At 74.0% G+C, this 19,625-nt stretch carries 19 protein-coding genes; 9 read left to right on the forward strand and 10 right to left on the reverse strand.

The annotated features are described in order from the left end of the window. Nucleotides 1–252: 252 nt before the first annotated feature. Both ACWEVO_RS08065 and ACWEVO_RS08070 read right to left on the reverse strand, forming a co-directional pair. Nucleotides 253–975 carry an ABC transporter permease gene (locus ACWEVO_RS08065; protein WP_452306841.1) on the reverse strand — a complete coding sequence of 241 codons (723 nt, stop codon included), beginning with the start codon at nucleotides 973–975 and terminating at the stop codon, nucleotides 253–255. Nucleotides 976–1,030: 55 nt separating this feature from the next. After that, the gene (locus ACWEVO_RS08070; RefSeq protein ID WP_452306842.1) at nucleotides 1,031–1,717 is read right to left on the reverse strand and encodes an ABC transporter permease; all 687 of its coding nucleotides are present in this window, start codon (nucleotides 1,715–1,717) and stop codon (nucleotides 1,031–1,033) included. Nucleotides 1,718–1,719: 2 nt separating this feature from the next. Here ACWEVO_RS08070 and ACWEVO_RS08075 point away from each other — a divergent pair, with 2 nt between their 5' ends. Next, nucleotides 1,720–2,712: an ABC transporter ATP-binding protein gene (locus tag ACWEVO_RS08075; protein ID WP_452306843.1), complete on the forward strand. Its 993-nt coding sequence runs from the start codon at nucleotides 1,720–1,722 to the stop codon at nucleotides 2,710–2,712. Nucleotides 2,713–2,718: 6 nt separating this feature from the next. On the opposite strand, the gene ACWEVO_RS08080 is transcribed toward ACWEVO_RS08075, so the two are convergent. From ACWEVO_RS08080 to folP, 7 genes are all read right to left on the reverse strand, one after another. Further along, nucleotides 2,719–3,216: a hypothetical protein gene (locus tag ACWEVO_RS08080; protein ID WP_452306844.1), complete on the reverse strand. Its 498-nt coding sequence runs from the start codon at nucleotides 3,214–3,216 to the stop codon at nucleotides 2,719–2,721. 82 nt (nucleotides 3,217–3,298) lie between these two features. Continuing rightward, on the reverse strand, nucleotides 3,299–3,601 hold the full coding sequence (locus ACWEVO_RS08085) for a hypothetical protein (protein WP_452306845.1): 303 nt from the start codon (nucleotides 3,599–3,601) through the stop codon (nucleotides 3,299–3,301). Nucleotides 3,602–3,658: 57 nt separating this feature from the next. Beyond that, complete coding sequence (locus ACWEVO_RS08090) at nucleotides 3,659–4,891, reverse strand: ABC transporter permease (RefSeq protein WP_452306846.1); 1,233 nt, start codon at nucleotides 4,889–4,891, stop codon at nucleotides 3,659–3,661. Between the two features lie 103 nt (nucleotides 4,892–4,994). After that, nucleotides 4,995–5,483, reverse strand: a complete 489-nt coding sequence (locus ACWEVO_RS08095; RefSeq protein ID WP_452306857.1) for a DUF3180 domain-containing protein — start codon at nucleotides 5,481–5,483, stop codon at nucleotides 4,995–4,997. A 38-nt stretch (nucleotides 5,484–5,521) separates the two neighbouring features. Then, on the reverse strand, nucleotides 5,522–6,049 hold the full coding sequence (gene folK, locus ACWEVO_RS08100) for a 2-amino-4-hydroxy-6-hydroxymethyldihydropteridine diphosphokinase (protein ID WP_452306847.1): 528 nt from the start codon (nucleotides 6,047–6,049) through the stop codon (nucleotides 5,522–5,524). Beyond that, complete coding sequence (folB, locus tag ACWEVO_RS08105) at nucleotides 6,046–6,405, reverse strand: dihydroneopterin aldolase (RefSeq protein ID WP_452306848.1); 360 nt, start codon at nucleotides 6,403–6,405, stop codon at nucleotides 6,046–6,048. The genes folK and folB overlap by 4 nt, the downstream gene beginning before the upstream one ends. Then, nucleotides 6,402–7,316: a dihydropteroate synthase gene (gene folP / locus ACWEVO_RS08110; protein WP_452306849.1), complete on the reverse strand. Its 915-nt coding sequence runs from the start codon at nucleotides 7,314–7,316 to the stop codon at nucleotides 6,402–6,404. The genes folB and folP overlap by 4 nt, the downstream gene beginning before the upstream one ends. A gap of 351 nt (nucleotides 7,317–7,667) precedes the next feature. Here folP and ACWEVO_RS08115 point away from each other — a divergent pair, with 351 nt between their 5' ends. From ACWEVO_RS08115 to ACWEVO_RS08145, 7 genes are read left to right on the forward strand one after another with little or no spacing between them, the layout of a single operon-like run. Continuing rightward, nucleotides 7,668–7,982 (forward strand): hypothetical protein, encoded by a 315-nt coding sequence (locus tag ACWEVO_RS08115; RefSeq protein WP_452306850.1) that lies wholly within the window; start codon nucleotides 7,668–7,670, stop codon nucleotides 7,980–7,982. A gap of 12 nt (nucleotides 7,983–7,994) precedes the next feature. Next, on the forward strand, nucleotides 7,995–8,357 hold the full coding sequence (locus ACWEVO_RS08120; RefSeq protein ID WP_091317037.1) for a hypothetical protein: 363 nt from the start codon (nucleotides 7,995–7,997) through the stop codon (nucleotides 8,355–8,357). Between the two features lie 49 nt (nucleotides 8,358–8,406). After that, nucleotides 8,407–11,841 (forward strand): ATP-binding protein, encoded by a 3,435-nt coding sequence (locus ACWEVO_RS08125; protein ID WP_452306851.1) that lies wholly within the window; start codon nucleotides 8,407–8,409, stop codon nucleotides 11,839–11,841. 1 nt (nucleotide 11,842) lies between these two features. After that, entirely contained in the window at nucleotides 11,843–13,768 is a 1,926-nt protein-coding gene (locus ACWEVO_RS08130) for an MFS transporter (protein ID WP_452306852.1), read from the forward strand. 6 nt (nucleotides 13,769–13,774) lie between these two features. Further along, nucleotides 13,775–14,326, forward strand: a complete 552-nt coding sequence (locus ACWEVO_RS08135; protein WP_452306853.1) for a hypothetical protein — start codon at nucleotides 13,775–13,777, stop codon at nucleotides 14,324–14,326. Continuing rightward, complete coding sequence (locus ACWEVO_RS08140) at nucleotides 14,323–15,492, forward strand: M23 family metallopeptidase (RefSeq protein WP_452306854.1); 1,170 nt, start codon at nucleotides 14,323–14,325, stop codon at nucleotides 15,490–15,492. Before ACWEVO_RS08135 ends, ACWEVO_RS08140 begins: the two co-directional genes overlap by 4 nt. Before the next feature lie 13 nt (nucleotides 15,493–15,505). After that, nucleotides 15,506–16,105, forward strand: a complete 600-nt coding sequence (locus tag ACWEVO_RS08145; RefSeq protein ID WP_452306855.1) for a hypothetical protein — start codon at nucleotides 15,506–15,508, stop codon at nucleotides 16,103–16,105. A gap of 3 nt (nucleotides 16,106–16,108) precedes the next feature. On the opposite strand, the gene ACWEVO_RS08150 is transcribed toward ACWEVO_RS08145, so the two are convergent. Beyond that, complete coding sequence (locus ACWEVO_RS08150) at nucleotides 16,109–16,660, reverse strand: hypothetical protein (RefSeq protein ID WP_452306858.1); 552 nt, start codon at nucleotides 16,658–16,660, stop codon at nucleotides 16,109–16,111. A gap of 293 nt (nucleotides 16,661–16,953) precedes the next feature. On the opposite strand from ACWEVO_RS08150, the gene ACWEVO_RS08155 reads away from it, so the two are divergent. Next, nucleotides 16,954–19,473, forward strand: a complete 2,520-nt coding sequence (locus tag ACWEVO_RS08155; protein ID WP_452306856.1) for an FtsK/SpoIIIE domain-containing protein — start codon at nucleotides 16,954–16,956, stop codon at nucleotides 19,471–19,473. Nucleotides 19,474–19,625 lie beyond the last annotated feature (152 nt).

The following is a 19,625-nucleotide window of genomic DNA, read 5'->3' on the forward strand; positions in this document are numbered from 1 at the left end:
GCCCGCGCCACCGCAGCCGGTGAGCAGCCCCGCCGCGGCGACGGCGCCGAGCGCGCCGACGGCCAGCCGTGAACGTGCAAGCATCAGGTGCCCGCCTTCCGTGTCCCGGCGCGACCCAGGTCGGGCCGGCCGCGTGTCCGACGGGCGATCCGGTCGGCCGCCCGCGAGTTCCAGCCAATATCCTCCAGGCCGGACCGACAAACTCCGAGCGACTTTCGTCACCGGATCGTCACCCGGCGCCGACGGTACGGGTCAGCCGCCGGCCGTGGCGTCCGCCGCGCGGCGGTTCGCGGCCCGCCGTACGCGGCGCAGCGGGCGCGGTGTGACCACCCGCTCCACCAGCGCCAGCACTCCCTCGACCAGCAGCGCCAACCCGGCCACCAGCACCCCGCCGGCGATGATCTGCCCACCCCCGGCCGCGATGTCCAGCCCGAAGCCGGCCCGGATGATCTGCCCGAGCCCGCCGCCGTTGACGAACGAGGCGAGGGCCGCGGTGGCGACCACCTGCACCGCGGCCGTGCGGAAACCGGCCGCCAGGTACGGCACCGCGAGCGGCAGCTCCACCCGGCGCAGCAGCTGTCCGCCGGAGAGCCCCATGCCCCGCGCCGCGTCCCGGGCCTCGGGGTCGGCCTGCCGCACCCCGGTGTACGCGTTGGCCAGCAGCGGCGGCACCGCGAACACCGCGAGCGCGACCACCACCGCCGGCCGGCCGAAGCCGAGGAAGGTCAGCGGCAGGATGGTCAGCAGCGCCAGCGTGGGCACCGCCAGGGTCACATTGGAGACCAGCAGCACGCCGCCGCCACCCCGGCCGCTGTGCCCGAGCCAGAGCCCGATCGGCCAGGCCACCAGGCAGCCGAGCAGCACGGCCAACGCGGAGATGGTGAGGTGCTCGCCGAGCCGGTCCAGGATGCCGCCCGGATTGGTCCAGTTCAGCGGGTCGTTCAGCCAGACCACGGCGTCCCCGATGTGATTCACCCTGCCGGCCTTTCGTTCGCGGCTGCGGGGCTCCGCTCCGCTGCACTCCTCGCGCTCACGAGGGCCGCCGGCGGAGCCAGGGGGTGAGCAGCCGGCCCACCCCGGCCAGCACCAGGTCCAGCACCAGCGCCAGCAGCACGCAGAGCACGGTGCCGGTCATGATCTCCGCCTTGTAGAAGTTGTTCTGGAAGCCGGCGAAGATGAGCTGACCGAGGCCGCCGCGCCCGACCACCACGCCGACGGTGACCAGGGCGACCGTCGAGACGGTGGCGAGCCGGAGGCCGGTGAGGATGCCGGGCAGGGCCAACGGCAGCTCGATCCGGAACAGGCGGGCCCAGCGGCCGTACCCCATCCCCTCGGCGGCCTCACGGACCTCGGGCGGCACCTGGTTGAGCCCGGCCAGCGCGTTGCGGACGATCACCAGCAGCGCGTACAGCACGACCACGCTGAGCACGGTCACCGCCCCGATGCCCAGGTACGGGCCGAGGAAGGCGAAGAGCGCCAGCGACGGGATCGTGTAGAGCACCCCGGTCACCGCCAGCACCGGCCCGGCCAGCGACCGGAACCAGTAGGCGGCTACCGCGAGCGGCAACGCCACCAGGGCCGCGATCAGCACGGCCCGGGCGGTGAGCCAGGTGTGGTCGCGCAGCGCCGCGAGGATCGTGTCAGAGTTGTCCCGCACGTACTGCCAGGAGAACCACGGGTTACCGGGCGCGGCCCGGTAGCTCAGCTGGAGGGACACACGTGGACGTTACCCCGGGATCGACCACCGGACACGGCGCGGCCTCGATCACCCTCGACCGCATCGGCAAGCGCTATCCGGACGGGACGGAGGCGGTACGCGAGCTGAGCCTGGAGGTCAAGGCCGGGGAGCTGGTCGTGCTGATCGGCCCGTCGGGCTGCGGCAAGTCCACCGTGCTGCGCATGATCAACCGGTTGATCGAGCCGACCCACGGCCGGATCCTGCTCGGCGACGACGACGTCACCGAGGTCGACCCGGTCGCGCTGCGCCGCCGGATCGGGTACGTCATCCAGAACGTCGGTCTCTTCCCGCACCAGACGGTCGCCACCAACGTGGCGACCGTGCCCGGGCTGCTCGGCTGGCCCCGCGAACGGACCCGGGAACGGGTGACCGAGCTGCTGGAGCTGGTCGGCCTCGACCCGGCGCAGTTCGGCCGCCGCTACCCGCACGAACTCTCCGGCGGCCAGCGGCAGCGGGTCGGGGTGGCCCGGGCGCTCGCCGCCGACCCGGTGGTGCTGCTGATGGACGAGCCGTTCTCCGCCGTCGACCCGATCGTCCGGACCCGGCTCCAGGAGGAGTTCCTCCGCCTGCAGGCCGAGGTCCGCAAGACGATCGTCCTGGTCACCCACGACCTGGACGAGGCGGTCCGGCTGGGCGACCGGATCGCGGTGCTCTCCGAGGGTGGCCGGCTGGAGCAGTACGACACCCCGGCCGCCCTGCTCGGATCGCCCGCCTCGCCGTTCGTGCGCGAATTCGTCGGCGCGGACCGGGGCATCCGCCGGCTCGCGGTCACCCCGGTGACCCGGGACGTGCTCGACCCGCTCCCCGCCGACGGCGCGCCCGGCCTGCCGGCGGTTCCGCTGGGCAGCTCGGCGTACGACGCCCTGGGCGCGCTGCTCACCTCGGCCGCCGAGCACGCCCTGGTGACCGAGGAGGGGCGGCCGGTCGGGGTGCTCAGCCGGGCCCGGGTGCTGGCGCTCGGGGTCGTCGACTGAGCCGGGTCAGGCCCGGCCACCCAGGCTGGCCAGCCCGATGATCCAGCCGGCGAAGAAGCCGTAGGTGACGCCGGTGCCGGTGGCCTGGAACGCGGCGAGCAGCGAGCCACCCGGCCCGAGCAGCGCGGACAGCAGGGCGGCGAAGCCGCCGGCCAGGGCGTACGCCGCCCAGCCGGAGAAGAACTGGCTGCCGGAGGCCTGGACCCGGGCCACCTGGGCGGCGGGCAGCAGGTAGAGCAGCGTGGCGGCCAGGATCAGCAGCAGGATGGCCCGCAGGTCGGTGGCCAGCACCCCCTGCGACGGGTCCTCCGCGTGCCGCCGCCAGGCCGGCCAGGCGAGCAGCCGCAGGAACCAGCCGCCCGCCCCGTCCGGGTCGGTGTCCTGCACCCAGCCGACGTAGAGCGGGCTGCCACAGACCGCGACGAGCAGAAACGCGGCCAGGGTGCCGGTGCCGGCGGCGGTGCCGTACCCGCTGACCGTGCGCGGGCGGTTGGTGAGGGCCATGGGGCGGTCAGTTCCCGGCTCACCGCGCCGGGCAAACCTGCGCGTACGCGCCACCGCCGGCTTGCGGGCGGCCATCCGGTGGTCAGTGCTTCATCAGGTAGTCGATGAAGGCGGCCCGCAGCACCGGGGCGCTCTCCTCGTAACCGTGGCCGGTCAGCTCCCGCCACAGGGCGTTCCACTCGTCGATGGTCGGCCCCACTGAGTTGACGGCGCCGTCCAGCGCCGCCGCCTCGTCCGCGTTCGGCAGGTGCCGCAGCACGGACCAGAAGAAGCCCAGGTCGCGGCGGCGCCAGGCCAGGTGGAACGCCTGCTCGCGCAGTTCCTCGGTGGAGAGCTTGTCGAGCTCGTCGAAGGTGCGGCCGCCGGGGGCAGGAGTTTCGGTCATGCCGCCGAGCCTAACCGGCGAGATCAGCTCCGGCCCGCCAGACGCGACGCGCCGGGATCACCGCTCGTCGGTGTCCCACCGGCGCGGGTCGTTCTCCCAGCGGGGCGCCTCCCAGGCGTCCACCGTGGTATCGGTGGTCCGCACCGGGAGCACCGAGGGCCAGGTGTCGGCCGGCTCCGGCGAAGGGGTCAGCGCCCAGCCGGTGCTGATCGTGCCGTCGCCGGCCGGGCCGACCTGGGCCAGGCCGGCCTGGCGCGGCCGGCCCAGCGCCTCGACCAGTCGGGTGACCAGCAGGCCGGCACCGAGCGTCGCCCCGCCGACGGCCCACCGGCTGATCGTCCAGCCCCGGGCCGCCGCCCAGCTCAGGAAGACCTCGACCAGGCCGACCGCGAACAGCGCCCCGAAGATCCCGCCCCTGCGCCCGTACGCGCTGGTGCCGGCGAGCAGCACGGTGCCGACCGCGAGCACGGTCCAGTCCAGCCCGGGTTCCGGAACCACCGGTCCGGACCCGTTGGCGGCGATCAACACGCCACCCAGCATGGCCAGGACGGTCGACGCGGCCAGGGCAAGCGCGGTCACCCCGGCGGCGACCACACCCCGGCGGCGGGCCGGATCGGCGACCGGCCGGTACCGGCCGACCAGTCGCCGGACGGGCTTGATGGCGCCGAGGAGCCCACCGAGGACGGCCACCGCGGCGAAGCCGAGGAACAGGTAGATGGCGGTGCGTCGTGGGTCGTACCCGCCCTGCACGACGACCGGCGTGGTACGCCGCTCGATGTACACGATCACCCCGGCCGCGCCGGCCAGGCTCGCCGCCCAGCCGGGCACGTGCAGCACCACCACGGTCAGGCCGAGGGCCAGCCCGCCGAGCGCGGCCACCACCAGCGCCGGCAGCAGCGCCTCGCGGACGCCCTGGTCGCCCTGTTCGGCGAAGTGCAGGGCGGCGGCCACCGCGACCGGGCCGATGGCGAGATTCACCGCGGCGGCGCGCAGGCTCAGCCCGGCGGCGAGAACGAGCAGGCCGAGCCCCGCGACGTCGACCAGGAGCGACTTGAGCCCGGTGCCGCGCAGCGCGTCCGGGTTCTCCCGCCAGAGCAGCCACCCGGCCACGGCCAGGCCGATCAGCAGCACCAGCTCCCAGACCACGTGGACCGCGATCCGGTCCCGGCCGGGCTCGCCGTGCGACGGGTCGTCGAAGACGTTCTCCAACACGGCGGCGGGCACCCCGGAGGACGCCTCCGTCGGCGCATCCCGGCCCGTCTCGTCGTACCCCCTGGCCGCGCCTCCCACGTCGGCGGCCGTCCAGGTCCGACCTGCGGGCGGACCGGCGGCGGCCGTTGCTCTCCGGTCGCCAGGGACGGTACCTGCGGGCGCGGGTACTGGGAACCCCTGATCAGAGGCGGCCGCGCGGGGTCTCCCGGTCGCCGGGCTCCCGGTCCTCGTCGTCCTCCTGCTCGGGAACCCGGCAGGACCGCTCCAGCCAGAGGGCCGCGGCGACCAGCGCCAGCGAGGCGAGCAGCCCGGCGCCGCCGGCCGGCCGATCGCCCATGGCGGCGTGGGTCCGCTCCACGAAGAGCCAGGCGGTCAGGCCGGCGTAGAAGCCGGCGAAGATCGCCCCGGCCAGCGCGGACGCCTTGGCCAGCACCACGAACCGGGCGACCAGCAGCGGGTTCACCGGGTCCCGGCCGGGGCGGCGCTCGATCCGGCCGCGGGTGTTGACCGCCGCGTACCCCTCCAGCACGGCGAGACCGGCCAGCGTGACCACGGGCAGCCACGGCAGCCGGGGGGTCACGTCGTAGTAGAAGCTGCTGATCAGCAGCCAGGCCAGGGCGGCGGCGGCCAGGCCGGCCACCACCAGCGTGGAGATCCGCGTGGGGCCCATCCGGAACTGATGGGGATCACGCGGGGACTGCGCCTGGCTCATGCGTCCGACTCTAACGTCAGATCGGGCCGGGGGCTGAGTTCCAGGGCGTCCCCGGCCAGCGGCTCGGCGTTGAGCAGGTCGGTCAGCCAGCCGTGGCCGGGCAGCCGGCCGTGCGGTTCGATGTCGATCCACGGGCGCAGCACGAAGGCGCGCAGGTGGGCCCGCGGGTGCGGGAGGGTCAGGTCCGGATCGTCGCTGAGCACCGGCTCACCGGTGTCGTCCCAGACCGCGATGACGTCGACGTCGAGGGTGCGGGGCCCGTAGCGCCGCTGCGGGTCGCGGGTCCGACCGGCCGCCGCCTCGGCGGCCCGGGCCCGCGCCAGCCAGTCGCGCGGGCCGGCCGCCGGGTCCGCGACCAGCACCGCGGCGTTCAGGTACGCCGGCTGGTCCGCGTCCCCCCACGGTGGAGTCTCGTAGACGCCGGAGACCACCAGCACCGTGTCGCCGAACCCGGCGACCGCCGCCCGCAGGTGGGCGAGCCGGTCGCCCAGATTGCTGCCGATCGACAGCACGGCCCGGCTCACCGGGTACGCCGCATGGTCACGGCCACGTCCCGGAAGGTGTGCGGGATCGGGGCCTCGGGCTTGTGCACCGTGACCGTGGCCGCGGCGACCAGCGGCTCGGCCAGGCAGACCGCGAGCAGTCGGTCGGCGAGCGTCTCGATCAGGTTGACCGGCTCACCGGTGAGCACCGCGACCAGCTTCTCGGCCAGTTCGCCGTAGTGCACGGTGTCGGTCACCTGGTCGGAGCGGGCGGCCGGGGCGAGGTCGAGTTCGAGCACCGCGTCGACCACGAACTCCTGTCCCTGGGCGCGCTCGAAGTCGTAGACGCCGTGCCGGCCGTGCGCGCGCAGGCCGGTCAGCTCGATCCGGTCGGTCATCGCTCCCCTTCGTTCGCGGCGCCCGCCCCGGCGGCGGTCGCCGGTTCGGCCCGGCCGGCGGTCGTCGCGCCCGGCACCAGGCGCGGGCTGCCGGTGGCCCGCCACACGGCGAGCGCGTCGGCGGTGCCGCGGACGTCGTGCACACGTACCCCCCAGGCGCCGGCCGCCACGGCGAGCAGGCTGGTGGCGATGGTGGCCGCCTCCCGGCCGGAGGTGGGCCGGGGGTTGCCGTCGGCGTCGGCGAGCAGCCGGCCCAGGTAGGACTTGCGGCTGGCCCCGAAGAGCAGCGGGAAACCGAGGTCGAGCAGCTCGGGCAGGCGGGCGCTGAGCTCCCAGTTGTGCGTGGCGGTCTTCGCGAAACCGAGGCCCGGATCGATGATGATCTTCTCGGCCGCCACCCCGGCGGCGAGGGCGTCGTCGATCCGCTGGCCCAGCTCGGCCCGGACGTCGGCCACCACATCGGTGTAGCGGGCCAGGTCCCGCATCTGCCGCGAGTGGCCGCGCCAGTGCATGAGCACCCAGGGGCAGCCCGCGTCCCGGACCACCCGGGCCATGTCCGGGTCGGCGAGGCCGCCGGAGACGTCGTTGACCACGTCGGCGCCCGCGGCGAGGGCCGCCTCCGCCACCCGGGCGCGACTGGTGTCGATGCTGACCGGGATGCCGGCGGCGGCCAGCTCGCGGATCACCGGGAGCACCCGGGCGGTCTCGGTCTCCGCGTCGACCCGGTCCGCGCCCGGACGGGTGGACTCGCCCCCCACGTCGATCAGGTCCGCGCCGTCCGCCCGCAGTCGCACTCCGTGTCCGACGGCAGCGTCCAGGTCGGCGTATCTGCCGCCGTCGGAAAAGGAGTCGGGGGTCACGTTGAGGACGCCCATCACCACCGGGAACCGCGCCCGCACCAGATCGGTCACCACCCGACACTACCGTTCCCCGGCAGGCCTTCCGGCGACCGGCGGGCCCCCGTCGGCAGCGCCCCTGACATGCGGATTGGAACAGGTGTACGATCGGTCGTCCGGGCCGCTTCGGATCGAGTCTTCGCGGGTTGTCGCAAAGGGGGCCGGGCCGTACGCTTTGGAATTGCCCAGCATTGAGATGGCGAAGCCTGGAGGGAGGGCCGAAGCGGGAAAAATCCCCCCAAAGCTCACCACTCTCCGTGGTGGGTGACGAACAGAGGGTCGCCAGCGCTGCCCTAGAGAGCACCATCCCGCCAGGCTTCTACTGCACCACCGCGGCGCCGCCGGCCGCGACATGGGGAGGTTTCAGTGATCGCCATCGAGCTCCTGGCGACGGCGTCTACCGCCGTCGACCACGCGCTCCACACCCTGGCGTCGACTCCACTCGCCGAGCCGGCCCCCAAGGGCATCGACACCAGCGGTGTCGTCAGCTTCTTCGCCAGCAAGATCGCCCCGATCCTGCTCGCCGTGCTCGGCGTCATCTTCATCGGGCGCGCCAGCCGGGGCGAGATCTCGAAGGTGCTGACCAGCTCGGCCATCGCCATCATCGGCCTGGCCTTCATCGCCGGCGCGGCCACACTCTTCTTCGTCGGTGACTACCTGATCAAGCTGATCTTCGAATAGGCGCGGGCGACCATGCGGCTGCGCACCGACGACGACATCTACCGGGCTCGTCTCGTCTATCTCGGGCCGCCCGGGTACACCCTTCCCGTCCACCTGCCGTACGCCCAGTACGGCCTGTTCATGCTGCTCGTACCCCTCTACATGTTCATCCACTGGCTGTTCACGCTGCAGGTGGAGCTCTTCCCCGCCTGGGAGATCTCGCTGGCCATCGTGACCACCTCGTTCATCTTCCGGTACGTCGACCCGGACCGGCCGGCGCGCATGGTCATCCGGACCGCGCTGACGGACTGGCGACGCACCCGGGAGCCGGCCGCCGAGCTGCGCGACCCGCGCCTGGTGGCGAGCCGGATCAGGATCCGGGAGGAACTGGCATGACCGGGCGTACGCCGACGGCGCAGACGAACGACGCGGGTGAGGCGGTCGCATGAGTCGCTCTTCCACGCCGGGTTCCCCGGCCGGGCGTCCGGGCGATCCGTACGGTAACCGAGCGCGATCGTTCGACTACCCGCAGGATGAGGAGCCTGACGAGGTGGTGCTGGACCCGGCCCTGGCCACCAGCCCGGGGCATGGGCGCGTCGGCGTCTTCCAGCCGCCCCGACCGGCGACCGGCCGCCCCACCGGGTCCGAGCAGCCGGTCCCCGCGTCCGGCGACGGCACCGACATCGATTCACCCTTCCTCGACCTGTTCGGCGGAGCCCGCCCCGGCGGCCGACGGCCGCCCGCGGTCCGCCCCGGCCCCCCGGCCCCCGCCGAGCCCACCCCGGTGGTGGCGCCGCCGCGCCGCGGCGTGGGTCGGGACGCCCTGCCGATCCCGCACCAGCACGCCGCCCCGGCCGAGTCGGCGTCCGTCGAGCCCCGCTCCGGCCGTACCCCCGAGGGGGAGCCGCCGGCGGTTCGGCTCCGCGACGGCGCGGCCGGCGTACGGCAGGTGTCCCGGGCCCGAGCCGTCCCCGAGCTGGACGCGGCACCGTCCTCCGAGCCCGCGCCCGCGGAGGTGCACCGTCAGCATCTCCGGCTGGACCAGCCGCCCGCCCTCGACGCGGGGCCGGCCGCCCGCACCCGCGTACCGCACCAGCCGGGCGACCGGCTGCCCGCGCTCCGTCCCACCACCGAGCCGGAGCCGGCCGATCCGGAGCCGCCCGCCGAACGGCGCGATCGCCGCGGCAGCCGACGCGCGGCGGAGGCGGCCCGGACGGAGGGACGCGAGGTGGCCACCGCGCCCGCGCGTGACCTGGCCCCGCCCCGGCAGCGGTCGCCGGAGCGGAGCGGGCGGCCCGCCAAGCCGGTCCGCCCCCCGAAGATCAAGTTCGGCGACCGCGACCCCTCCGTCGAGCTGGCCATCACCGAGATCGCCGGCCACCTGACCTTCACCCCCAACACCGTCACGGCCTGGTACTGGCTGCCCGAGGTGCGCTGGGCGTTCCGCCCCGACGCCGAACGGGAGGCGCTGCTCTCCGCGATCTCCGAGCAGTACGCCGGCCTGGCCGGCTTCCGGCTGCACCTGCGCCGGACCACCCGGCCGTTCCCGGCCGACGAGTGGGCCCGCACCGTGGACGCGCACACCGCCGCGCCGCTGCCCGACGTGCCCGGCACAGCCGGCTGGGCCGATCACCTGGTGGCAGCCCAGCGACACCTGATGGCGGTCAACCACGCCGAGGGGCAGACCTACCTCGGGGTCACCTTCGCCCGCCGCTCCCTCGGCGACTCGCTCACCGAGCGGCTGCTGCGCACCTTCGGCCGGGGCACCGCGGACGGCGAGCGGCGCAGGCTGGGCCGCACCGTCGAGCAGTTCGACGAGGTGCTCGGCGCGTTCGGCATGCGCGGCCGTCGGGTCACCGCCCAGGAGTTGGAGTGGCTCCTCTACCGCTCGGTCGCGCTCTGCATGGCCCCGCCCGGCACCCTCTCCCCGATCACCAACGGCCGGTGGGAACGCGGCGACCTGCTCGCCCTCACCGAGCAGGTGGAGCGCTACCGCACCCCGTACGGCTCGACGGTGAAGCTGGTCAACCGGATGACCGGCGAGGAACGGCACGTGGCCGTGCTCGCCGTGGGCCGGATGGAGCCGCTGGAGATCCCCGAGCGGCACGAGCCCTGGCTGCACTTCCACGAGCGGCTGCCGTGGCCGATGGAGCTCTCCACCCGGGTGGACATCCTCGGCCCCGGCGACTCCTTCCGGAACCTGGAGCACCGGCTCCGGATGATCCGGTCCCAGCAGCTCGACTACGCCGAGCACGGCATCGACGCCCCGCCCGAGTTGGAGCGGCTCGCCAAGCGGGCCCTGGTGATCGGCGACGAGATGACCACCGGCCTGCCGGTCGACTCGGCCCGCGCCCACGGCTGGCACCGGATCGCGGTGGGCGGCCGCACCCGCGAGGAGTGCCTGGAGCGGGCCCGCCGGCTCATCCAGCTCTACTCGCGTGAGCTGCGGATCTCGCTCCAGCACCCGAAGAACCAGGACTGGCTGGCCCGCGAGTTCATCCCCGGCGAGCCGATCGCCAACACCGGCTACGTCCGGCGGATGCCGGTCAACCTGCTCGCCGCGGCGCTGCCGCAGGCCGCCTCCACGGTCGGCGACCGGCGCGGTGACCTGATCGGCCGGACCGCCGGCACCTGCCGCCGGCCGGTCTTCCTCGACCTGCACTTCCCGATGGAGGTACGCGAGCGTTCGGGTCTCGCCGTCTTCGTCGCCGAGCCCGGCGGTGGCAAGTCGACCCTGCTCGGCGCGCTCGGTTACCTCGCCGCCCGGCGCGGCGTGCAGGTGACCCTGCTCGATCCGTCCGGCCCGCTGGCCCGGCTCTGCGCGATGCCCGAGCTGGCACCGTATTCGCGCGTGCTCAACCTGACCGGTTCCGAGCAGGGCACCCTGGCCCCGTACGCGCTGATCCCGACCCCGCTGCGCAGCGAGTTCAGCCCCGGCGCGGCCGGCGACCGCGAGTTCGAGATCGCGGTCTCCAACGCCCGTGCCGAGCGGCGCATGCTGGTGCAGGACATCTGCATGATGCTGGTGCCGCCGCAGGTGGCCCGGGAGGCGTCCACGGCCACCCTGTTCCGGCACGCCGTGCGCCAGGTGCCGGCCGAGGAGACGTCCACCCTGGACGACGTGGTGCGGACCCTGCAGGAGCTGGACGACGACGCCGGCCGGGAGCTGGCAAACCTGCTGCTGGACACCGCCGAGATGCCGCTCGCCATGCTCTTCTTCGGTCGGCCGCCCGAGGGGCTGCTCGGCGCCGACGCGGCGCTCACCGTGATCACCATGGCCGGGCTCCGGCTGCCCGACCTCAAGATCGAGCGCGAGTACTGGTCGGCGGAGGAGGCCCTGGCCCTGCCGATGCTGCACACCGCGCACCGGCTCGCCGTCCGGCGCTGCTACGGCGGGTCGATGTCCTCCCGCAAGCTGGTCGGCCTGGACGAGGCGCACTTCATGGAGGGCTGGCGCTCCGGGCGCTCCTTCCTGGTCCGGCTCGCCCGCGACTCCCGCAAGTGGAACCTCGCCGCCCTGGTCGCCTCCCAGAACCCGAAGGACATCCTCGGCCTCGACGTGCAGAACCTGGTCTCCACCGTCTTCGTCGGCCGGATCGCCGAGGACACCGAGATCGCCTCCGAGGCGCTGCGGCTGCTCCGGGTGCCGGTCAACGACGGCTACGAGGCCACCCTGGCCTCGCTGTCCCAGGCCGACGCCGGCTCCGCCAACCGGCTGGGCTTCCGCGAGTTCGTCATGCGCGACGTCGACGGGCGCGTGCAGAAGGTCCGGGTCGACGTGTCGTACGTCGACGGGCTGCTCGAGCACCTGGACACCACCCCCGCCGCGGTCGCCCGGGCGGCCGGGCAGCTACCGACGCTGGCTGATCTGGAGGCGTGACATGGCGCGTGCCCGGGCACGGATCGCGGCGCTCCTCCTCGCGCTCGGCGTACTCGCCGGGGCGACCATCGGCTGGCCGCTGATCGGCGCGACACCCGCGTACGCCGCCACCCCGGTCGCCCAGGCCCAGGCCGAGCTGTGCAGCACCGAGGAGTGGCAAGCCGACTTCCGCGCCTGCGTCGCCAAGCTCCAGGAGGTGTCATCGGCGCGGGCAGAATGCCTTGAACCCCCGACGCCCGGAGCTCCCGATTCTGGCCTTGCTGGCTGGTTCGCCAGCGCGCCCCCGGACTCTCGCGGTGGTGTGACCGGCCAATACAGCCTCTATGGCTATGCCGGGTACAACTACACAACCTACGACGTCGACGGGGGCTGCGCGTCGACAGTTCTTCACCCGGACTACAAGTTCACCACAACCGTAGCGAACGGCGAGTTCATGATCGCTACTGCGGTGATCGGGGCCTCGAACGCCCTGCGCGAGCGGGCCTGGGATCCCCGTTCAATGTGGGGCTGGGCGGATCCTTTGGTGGAACAGGCGACCAAGGCCGTCTACCAGAAGGTGTTCAGCGTATTCGGCATCATCACGCTCTGCGTAGTCGGCCTCTACCTGCTCTGGCGGTCGCGCCAGTCCGACATGAGCAACGCCATGACCACGGCCGGTTGGGCGATGCTGGTGATGGTGGCGGTGACCGCCCTCGCCGCCTGGCCGGTGAAGTCGGCCAACATCGCCGACAACACCCTCATCACCTCGCTCAGCGTCGTACATGACGCGGTCGGTCCCCAAAAAAGAGACCCGGTGCCCGGTCGCTGCATCGACCCTAACAACCCAGCCCGGTGCAAGGACCTGCGTCCCCCGGCGGTGCGGGCCAGCGACACCGCGACGGAGACCATGCTCTACCGGAACTGGTTGCGGGGGGCGCTCGGCTCGGCCGACAGCGAGACCGCTAAGAAGTACGGCCCGGCACTCTACGACGCCAAATCGCTGACCTGGGGCGAAGTTCAGTCGATGCGCGCCAACCCGAAGACGCGAGATGCCGTCATCAAGGCCAAGCAGCAGCAGTGGATGAAGGTCGCCGAGCAGATCAAGTCGGAGGATCCGGAGGCTTACGAGTACCTCCAGGGCACCCGGGACATGGACCGAATCGGAGCGGGCTTCATCGCGGTGCTGGCTTCGCTCCTCTTCGCCATGTTCGACCTGACCGCGTCGCTGCTGGTGCTGCTCGGTTTCCTGATCTTCCGGTGGGCGGTGATCGCCGCGCCGATCCTCGGCACCGTCGGCCTGATGCGTCCGGCGAGCGCCGGCCTGCGTCGGCTGGCCAACGCCGTGGTGGCGGCCGTCTTCAACATCGCCATCTTCGGCACCGGGGCGGCCATCTACCTGTTCGCGGTCGACCTCATCATGAACACTCCCACCCTGCCCGGCTGGCTTCAGGTGGTCCTGGTCTGGCTCTGTGGCGTGGTGGGCTGGCTGCTGCTGCGTCCATACCGGCGGATCACCCAGCTCGGCGGGAAGGACAGCAGCGAGGCGGTCAGTTCGGCCGGTTCCTGGCACCGCCGGTTCTTCCGGGACATCCGGGTGGCGGCCCGGCTGGACGTCACCGAGCCCGGCGGCACCGCCGAGCCGACGATCGGGCGGCGGCGCGGCGTGCCACTCGACCAAAGCAGCCTCCGGCCCGAGGCGCGGCACGAGGACCCGTCGCACGGCGCCGCCGAACGCCAGCGCCCGGACGGCCGGGAACGGGTCGAGGAGGCCCCGACACCCGAGCGGTCGGGCGGCCGGCGTGCCGCCGCGCCCCAGCCCCGTCGGGAGCCGACCTGGACCGAGCCGGACGTCCCCGAGGAAGCCCCCTCCTTCGCCGTCTACCGGCCGGACTCGGCCGACCGGGCGCCGGCCCGGCCGGCTCCCCGCGTTCGGTCCGAGGCACGGTGAGGCCCTATGCGTCGCGCGCTCGAATTCCTGGTCACCCGGATCCTGCGGTCCCGGCTCGGGGTCGCGCTCGTGATCGCCGTCCTGGTCTTCGGGGTGATCGGTGCGGCCCGGCTGATCTCCGGGCCGGTCGACCCGACCACCGGTCTCAGCAACCAGCCCCGGGAACCGATCAGCACCGTCGACCCGGAGGCCGGTGACGACGGGGTGCTGTCCAGCCCGTCGTCGGCTCCCTCACCGAGGACCCGCCCCGGCGAGCCGACCCCGGAGCAGACGGCCAGCCGGTTCACCACCGCCTGGCTGAGCGGACCGGGCAGCAGCGGGGCAGACTGGCTGGCCCGGCTGAAGCCGTTCTCCACCCCGGCGCTCACCGAGAAACTGGACGGCGCGGACCCGGAACGGGTCCCGGCCCGACGGGTGACCGGTCAGGTGACGCTGCGACCTCGGACGGAGTCCTTCGTGCAGGCGCTGATACCTCTCGACAACGGTCAGCTCCGGTTGGACCTGGTGGCCCCCGACGGCCGGTGGCTGGTGGACGCGGTCGACTGGGAGCGGCAGTGAGCGCCGCGCCGGGAAGCACCCCGCGCCGGAAGTTGCGGCTCGGCGTGCTGGCCACCGCGCTCACCGCGGTGCTCGCCCTGCTCTGCTGCGTCGGCGGGGCGGGTGCCTTCTTCCTCACCGAACTGGGCAACGAGGAGAAGGATGCGGCGGCCCTCAGCACCGGCTGCAACCTCGGTCAGCGGGTGAACATCACCGGAGAGATGCCCCGCTTCGCGGAGTACGGCGAGGCGCAGCTACGCAACGCGGCAGCCATCATCAAGGTTGGCCAGGACCGGAAGGTGCCGGCCCGGGGCTGGATCATCGCGCTCGCCACCGCCATGCAGGAGTCCGCGCTGCGCAACCTCGCCAACAGCACGGTGCCGGCCTCGCTCGGGATGCCGCACGAGGGGGTCGGTTCGGACCACGACTCGCTGGGCCTCTTCCAGCAGCGGCCCGGCTGGGGCAGCGTGGAGCAGCGCATGTCGCCTGCCTACGCGGCCGGGAAGTTCTACGACAAGATGATCCGGGTGCCGAATTGGGAGCAGCGGCCGCTGACCGTGGTGGCGCAGCGGGTCCAGGTCAGCGCCTTCCCCGACGCCTACGCGAAGCACGAGGAGTTGGCCGGGCGGATCGTCGACGCGCTCGCCGGCGGCGCCGCCCGTACCGTGCAGATCGCCGGCCGGGCGGTCTGTGACGCCGCCCGCGGTGCCCGGATCGCGGCCTCCGGCTGGACCGCCCCGCTGGCCGGTGGGATCGTCTCCGGCTTCCGCACCGCGGAACGCCCCAGCCACAACGGCGTCGACCTCGCTGCCGGCAAGCGCACCCCGATTCACGCTGTCGCCGCGGGGCGGGTGCTGGTGGCTCGCTGCGACCCCGACCACTCGGGTCGGCGGGACTGCGACCGCGACGGGTGGCCCGGTAAGGGCGGCTGCGGCTGGTTCGTGGACATCCTGCACGCCGGCGGCTACATCACCCGCTACTGCCACATGATCGAACGGCCGCATGTGGTGCCCGGGCAGATGGTGGAGGCGGGCCAGGTGATCGGCCTCTCCGGGACCAGCGGGAACTCCTCCGGACCGCACCTGCACTTCGAGGTGCACGTGGACAGCGACCGGTCCAACCGCGGCGCGATCAACCCGGTGCAGTTCATGCGGGAACGCGGCGCGCCACTGTCCGGCGCCGCGTGAGGCCCGCCGGTCCATGAGCAACCCGCTGCCCGACCCCTTCGCGGACCAGCCCGACTGGGCGCCGCTGCCGCCGCGACCGATCGAGGTCGTGCCCGCCACCGACCGCGTCGAGCTGCGCGGCCGGCGCGTGCTGGTCGGGCTGCCCGGCCTCGGCTGGCGGGGTGACCTGCGCGCCGACGAGCGGGTGGTGCAGGGCAGTCGCACGTACGTGCCGGTCATCCCGGAGCACGAGTGGTACCGGGCCGAGTCGGAGCAGGTCGAGGTCTTCGCGCCGCTGGTGCCGGTGGAGCGGGTCTGGGTGGAGACCGTCGGCGAACGCCGGCCGTCCGGCCGGCCCCCGGAGTCGGGTCTCCGGCTGGTCTCCCTCGACGCACCCGCGCATCGCCCGCCCACCCCGGTGTTCGAGGCGGACTCGGTCACCGGCCGGCGCGTCGTGCACGTAACCGGGATGACCGAGCAGCGCGATCTCCGCGCGGTGACAGAGACCTACTCGGGCGCGGACGGGGACATCTGCGTCCGGGTGGCCCCGGAACTGGAGTGGTACCGCTGGGCCTGGCGGGGACAGGCACCGAGCACCTTGGAGGTCCCGGTTCACCTGCTCTGGCTGGAGTAGCCACTACGCAGGCTGGGCAGAACAGACCCGCCAGCCATCCTGATCTTTTAGCTCGAAACGCCAGGTATCGGTGAGGCTCTGCTGCACCCCATCCACAACGGCACTTTTCCTGATCACGGCCGTCACGACAGCATTCGATGCATCGATGTTAGAGGCTGCCACCTTCTCGATGTTGATCGAGAAGGAGATGCCGAGTTCCCGTTCGCGGCTCACAATCTGATCCCGGAGTTCGTCCACTGAAGGGACTGAGCCGTCACAGGTGAAGAGTCTCGCCTTGTTGTCGTCGCGGCTGACCAGCATGGCTTGGAGGTAATTGACCACCACCACATCTGGACTGCTGCGGTCGGGGGCGGTCGCTCGGTCGTACAGCACGAAACCGACCACCGTGGCGGTGCCGCAGAGCAGCGCCAGCACCCCCGCCACGACGGCCAGCACGGTCCGCAGCCGCCGACGCGGACGTTCGGGCGCCGGAGCCGGCGCGGGGGGCGCCAACTGCTCGGGCGGGGTCCGCTGCGCCGGTACGCGGGAGACCTGGGAACCGGCGGGGGGCTGCACTGATTCCACCTCCTGAGGCTATCGGCTGCGCGCCGCGTACCCAATGCCTCGGATCTGGCGGATCTGTACGGCTCCGCGCCGCCCGGGCGGCGCTCCGTTCCGATGAAGGCCGGGCTGATGCAGCTGAGACGGGTGCCGACCCGGATGGAGCTCGCCCCGTTGGGCGGCTGCCGGGTGAGCCCGCCGACTGCGGGGGGTAAAGACTGCGCAGCGCCGACGGACATCCCCGAGGTCGAGCCCCGGCTGGGATACCGTCACAGCTCGGGGAGGAAATGTCGGCCTCGGGAAGAGAGGTGGACGCGATGGCGAGTCCGAAGGCGCGAGCCAACCGGGCCGCCGTCCTGCACCGGCGCGCGGAGGCGGTCGCCACGGCCGCCGCCGGCATCCTCGACGAGATCCGGCCCGCCCCCGCCGACCATCACCGGCAGTACGAGCTGGCCGAGCGGTTGCGTACCGCGGCGGCCCTCGCCGCGCCCGGCTGGGCCGGTGCCCCGCTGGAGAGCCTGGCCGTGGCGAGCCCGCCCGGCGACGGCCCGCCGCCCCTGGTCCGGGTGGGCACCGCCGCGCCGCTGGACGACGCCCGGTTCCCCGCGCTGGTGCCGTTGCTCGGCAGTGGACACCTGGCCGTCGACGCCGACGCCGGTGATCCGCGGGTGGCCGGGCTGCTCCGGGCCCTCCTGCTGCGCCTCTTCGCCGCCACCCCGGCCGGGGCGCTGCTGGCCCGGACGGTCGACGGCACCGGTTCGGGCACCTTCGCGGGCTTCGCGCCGCTGGCCGACGCCGGCCTGCTGCCGCCGCCCGCGACCGATCTGGCCGGGCTGCGGGCGGTGCTCGCCGAGGCCGAGCAGTGGGTCGGGGCGAGCAGCGCCCGGCACCGCGGGCACGACCGGACGCTGCTGGTGATGGTGGCCGCCCTGCCGGACGGCCACGCACCGTCCGACCGGGACCGGATCGAGGACCTGGCCGCGCGGGGGCACCGGGCCGGGCTGCACCTCGTGGTGGCGGGCTGGCCGGGCGATGCGCCGCTGCCGCAGGCCACCACCGTCGCGGTGCGCACCGCGTACGCGCTGGTGGGTGATCCGCCGGGCGCCGCGCTCGGCAGCCCCGGGGCGGAGCCGCCGGGTGGGTTGAACTCCCCGGTCTTCGTCGAGGAGGACCCGCCGGCGGAGCTGGTCACCGGGGTCAGCCGCCGGCTCGCCCGGCAGATCGAGGACGGCTCCCGGCTCGCCCTGGCCGACCTGCTGCCCGCCGGTGATCTCTGGTCGGAGAGCTCCGCCGACGGGCTCGCCACGACGGTCGGCGACGCCGCCGGCCGGCCGGTCAGCCTCGGCTTCACCGAACTGACCCCGCACTGGCTGGTGAGCGGCCGTTCCGGGGCCGGTCGCTCGGCGTTCCTCACCAACGTGCTGTTCGGCTTGACCGCCCGGTACGGCCCCGGCGAGCTGGTCGTTCACCTCGCCGACCTGGCCGACCGCGAGTCCTTCGTGGAGTTCCTGCAGACCGAGCGGGACCGCTCGTGGGTGCCCCAGGTCCGGACCGCCGGGATGGCCGCCGACCGCGAGTACGTGGCGGACCTGCTCGGCGAGCTGGCGGCGGAGCTGCGCCGCCGGGAGGAGGCGGGCCGGCGGGCCGGCGGCCAGCGGTACGCGGAGCTGCGCCGGCACCAGCCGCTGCCCCGGATCGTCTGCGTGATCGACAACTTCCCGCTGCTGCTGCGCGAGCGGGACCGGTTCGCCACCGACCTGCTGGCTCGACTCGACGGGCTGGCCCGCGCCGCGCGCGCGTACGGGATCCATCTGGTCTTGGCGGGCGAGGGTGACCTCGGCATCGGCGGCCCGCGCGACCCGCTGCTCGGCCAGTTCCCGGTCCGGGTGGCGCTGCCCGGCGGCGCGGCGGTGCTGGAGCCGACGAACGACGCGGCGGCCGGGCTGCCGGTGGGCAGCGCGGTGGTGAACACCGCCGGCGGGCTGGGCGGCCCGCGCGGGGCGACCCGCGGCCACGAGCGGATGATCCGCTTCCCGGATCCGCACGACGAGCCGGACGTCCTCGCCGACCTGCGGCACCGGCTCTGGTCGGCCCGCCCGGAGGGAGCCGTCCCGCCGGTGGTCTTCGCCGGGTACGCGCGACCGCTGCTCGCCAACGACCCGCGCCACCGGGCCGCGCTGGCCGGCCGGGCGCACGGGCCGGCGGCTCTGCTCGGCCGGGCCGTGGACGTGCACCGCACCACGGTCGCCGTACCGCTCGGTCCGGCGGCCGGCCGGAACCTGGCCGTGCTGGGCCGGGACGACGAGGCGGAGCGACTGCTGATCACGGCGGTCCGGAGCACCGCGGTCCAGCACGGACCGACCCGGTTCGTGCTGGCGCCCCTGGCCAACGGTTCAGCCGAACCGGCGGCGGCGCTCGCCGCGGAGCTGGCCGACCGGCACGAGGTGGAGACGGTGGACGTGGCCGGGCTGCGCGCCGCGCTGACCGGAGACGACCCGGGCTACCTGGTGGTGTTCGGGCTGGACGTGCCGGACGCCAGCGAACTGCCGCCCGAGCTGCTCCGGACACTGCTGCTGGAGGGCCCGCCGGCCGGGCGGCACCTGCTCGGCTGGTGGCGGTCGGTCGCGCCGCTGGCCGGGCTCCTCGGCCCCGAGGGCGAGGTGGACAAGCTGCTGGCCGTGGTGGTGACGGACGTGCCGGGCGGCCGGCTGGAGCAGCTCTTCGACCGGCCCGTGTCGTGGCGACCGCGACCCGCGCGGGCGGTGCTCTGGGACGGCCCGGGCGAGCAGGGCACCGTGCTGGTGCCGTTCGGGGAGGAGGCGGCGTGAGCGAGACGGGCACGGCGGTGCCCGCGCCGCGCGCGGGTGGATCCACGAGCGGGGCCGAGGCGGCCTGGGCGGACTACGTGGCCGCCGCCCGGCAGCTCGACGGGGTACGCCGGGCCGCGGCGACCGCGGCGACCGAGCAGGCCCGGTCGGTG

It is taken from the genome of Micromonospora sp. NPDC003776 (assembly GCF_053605645.1).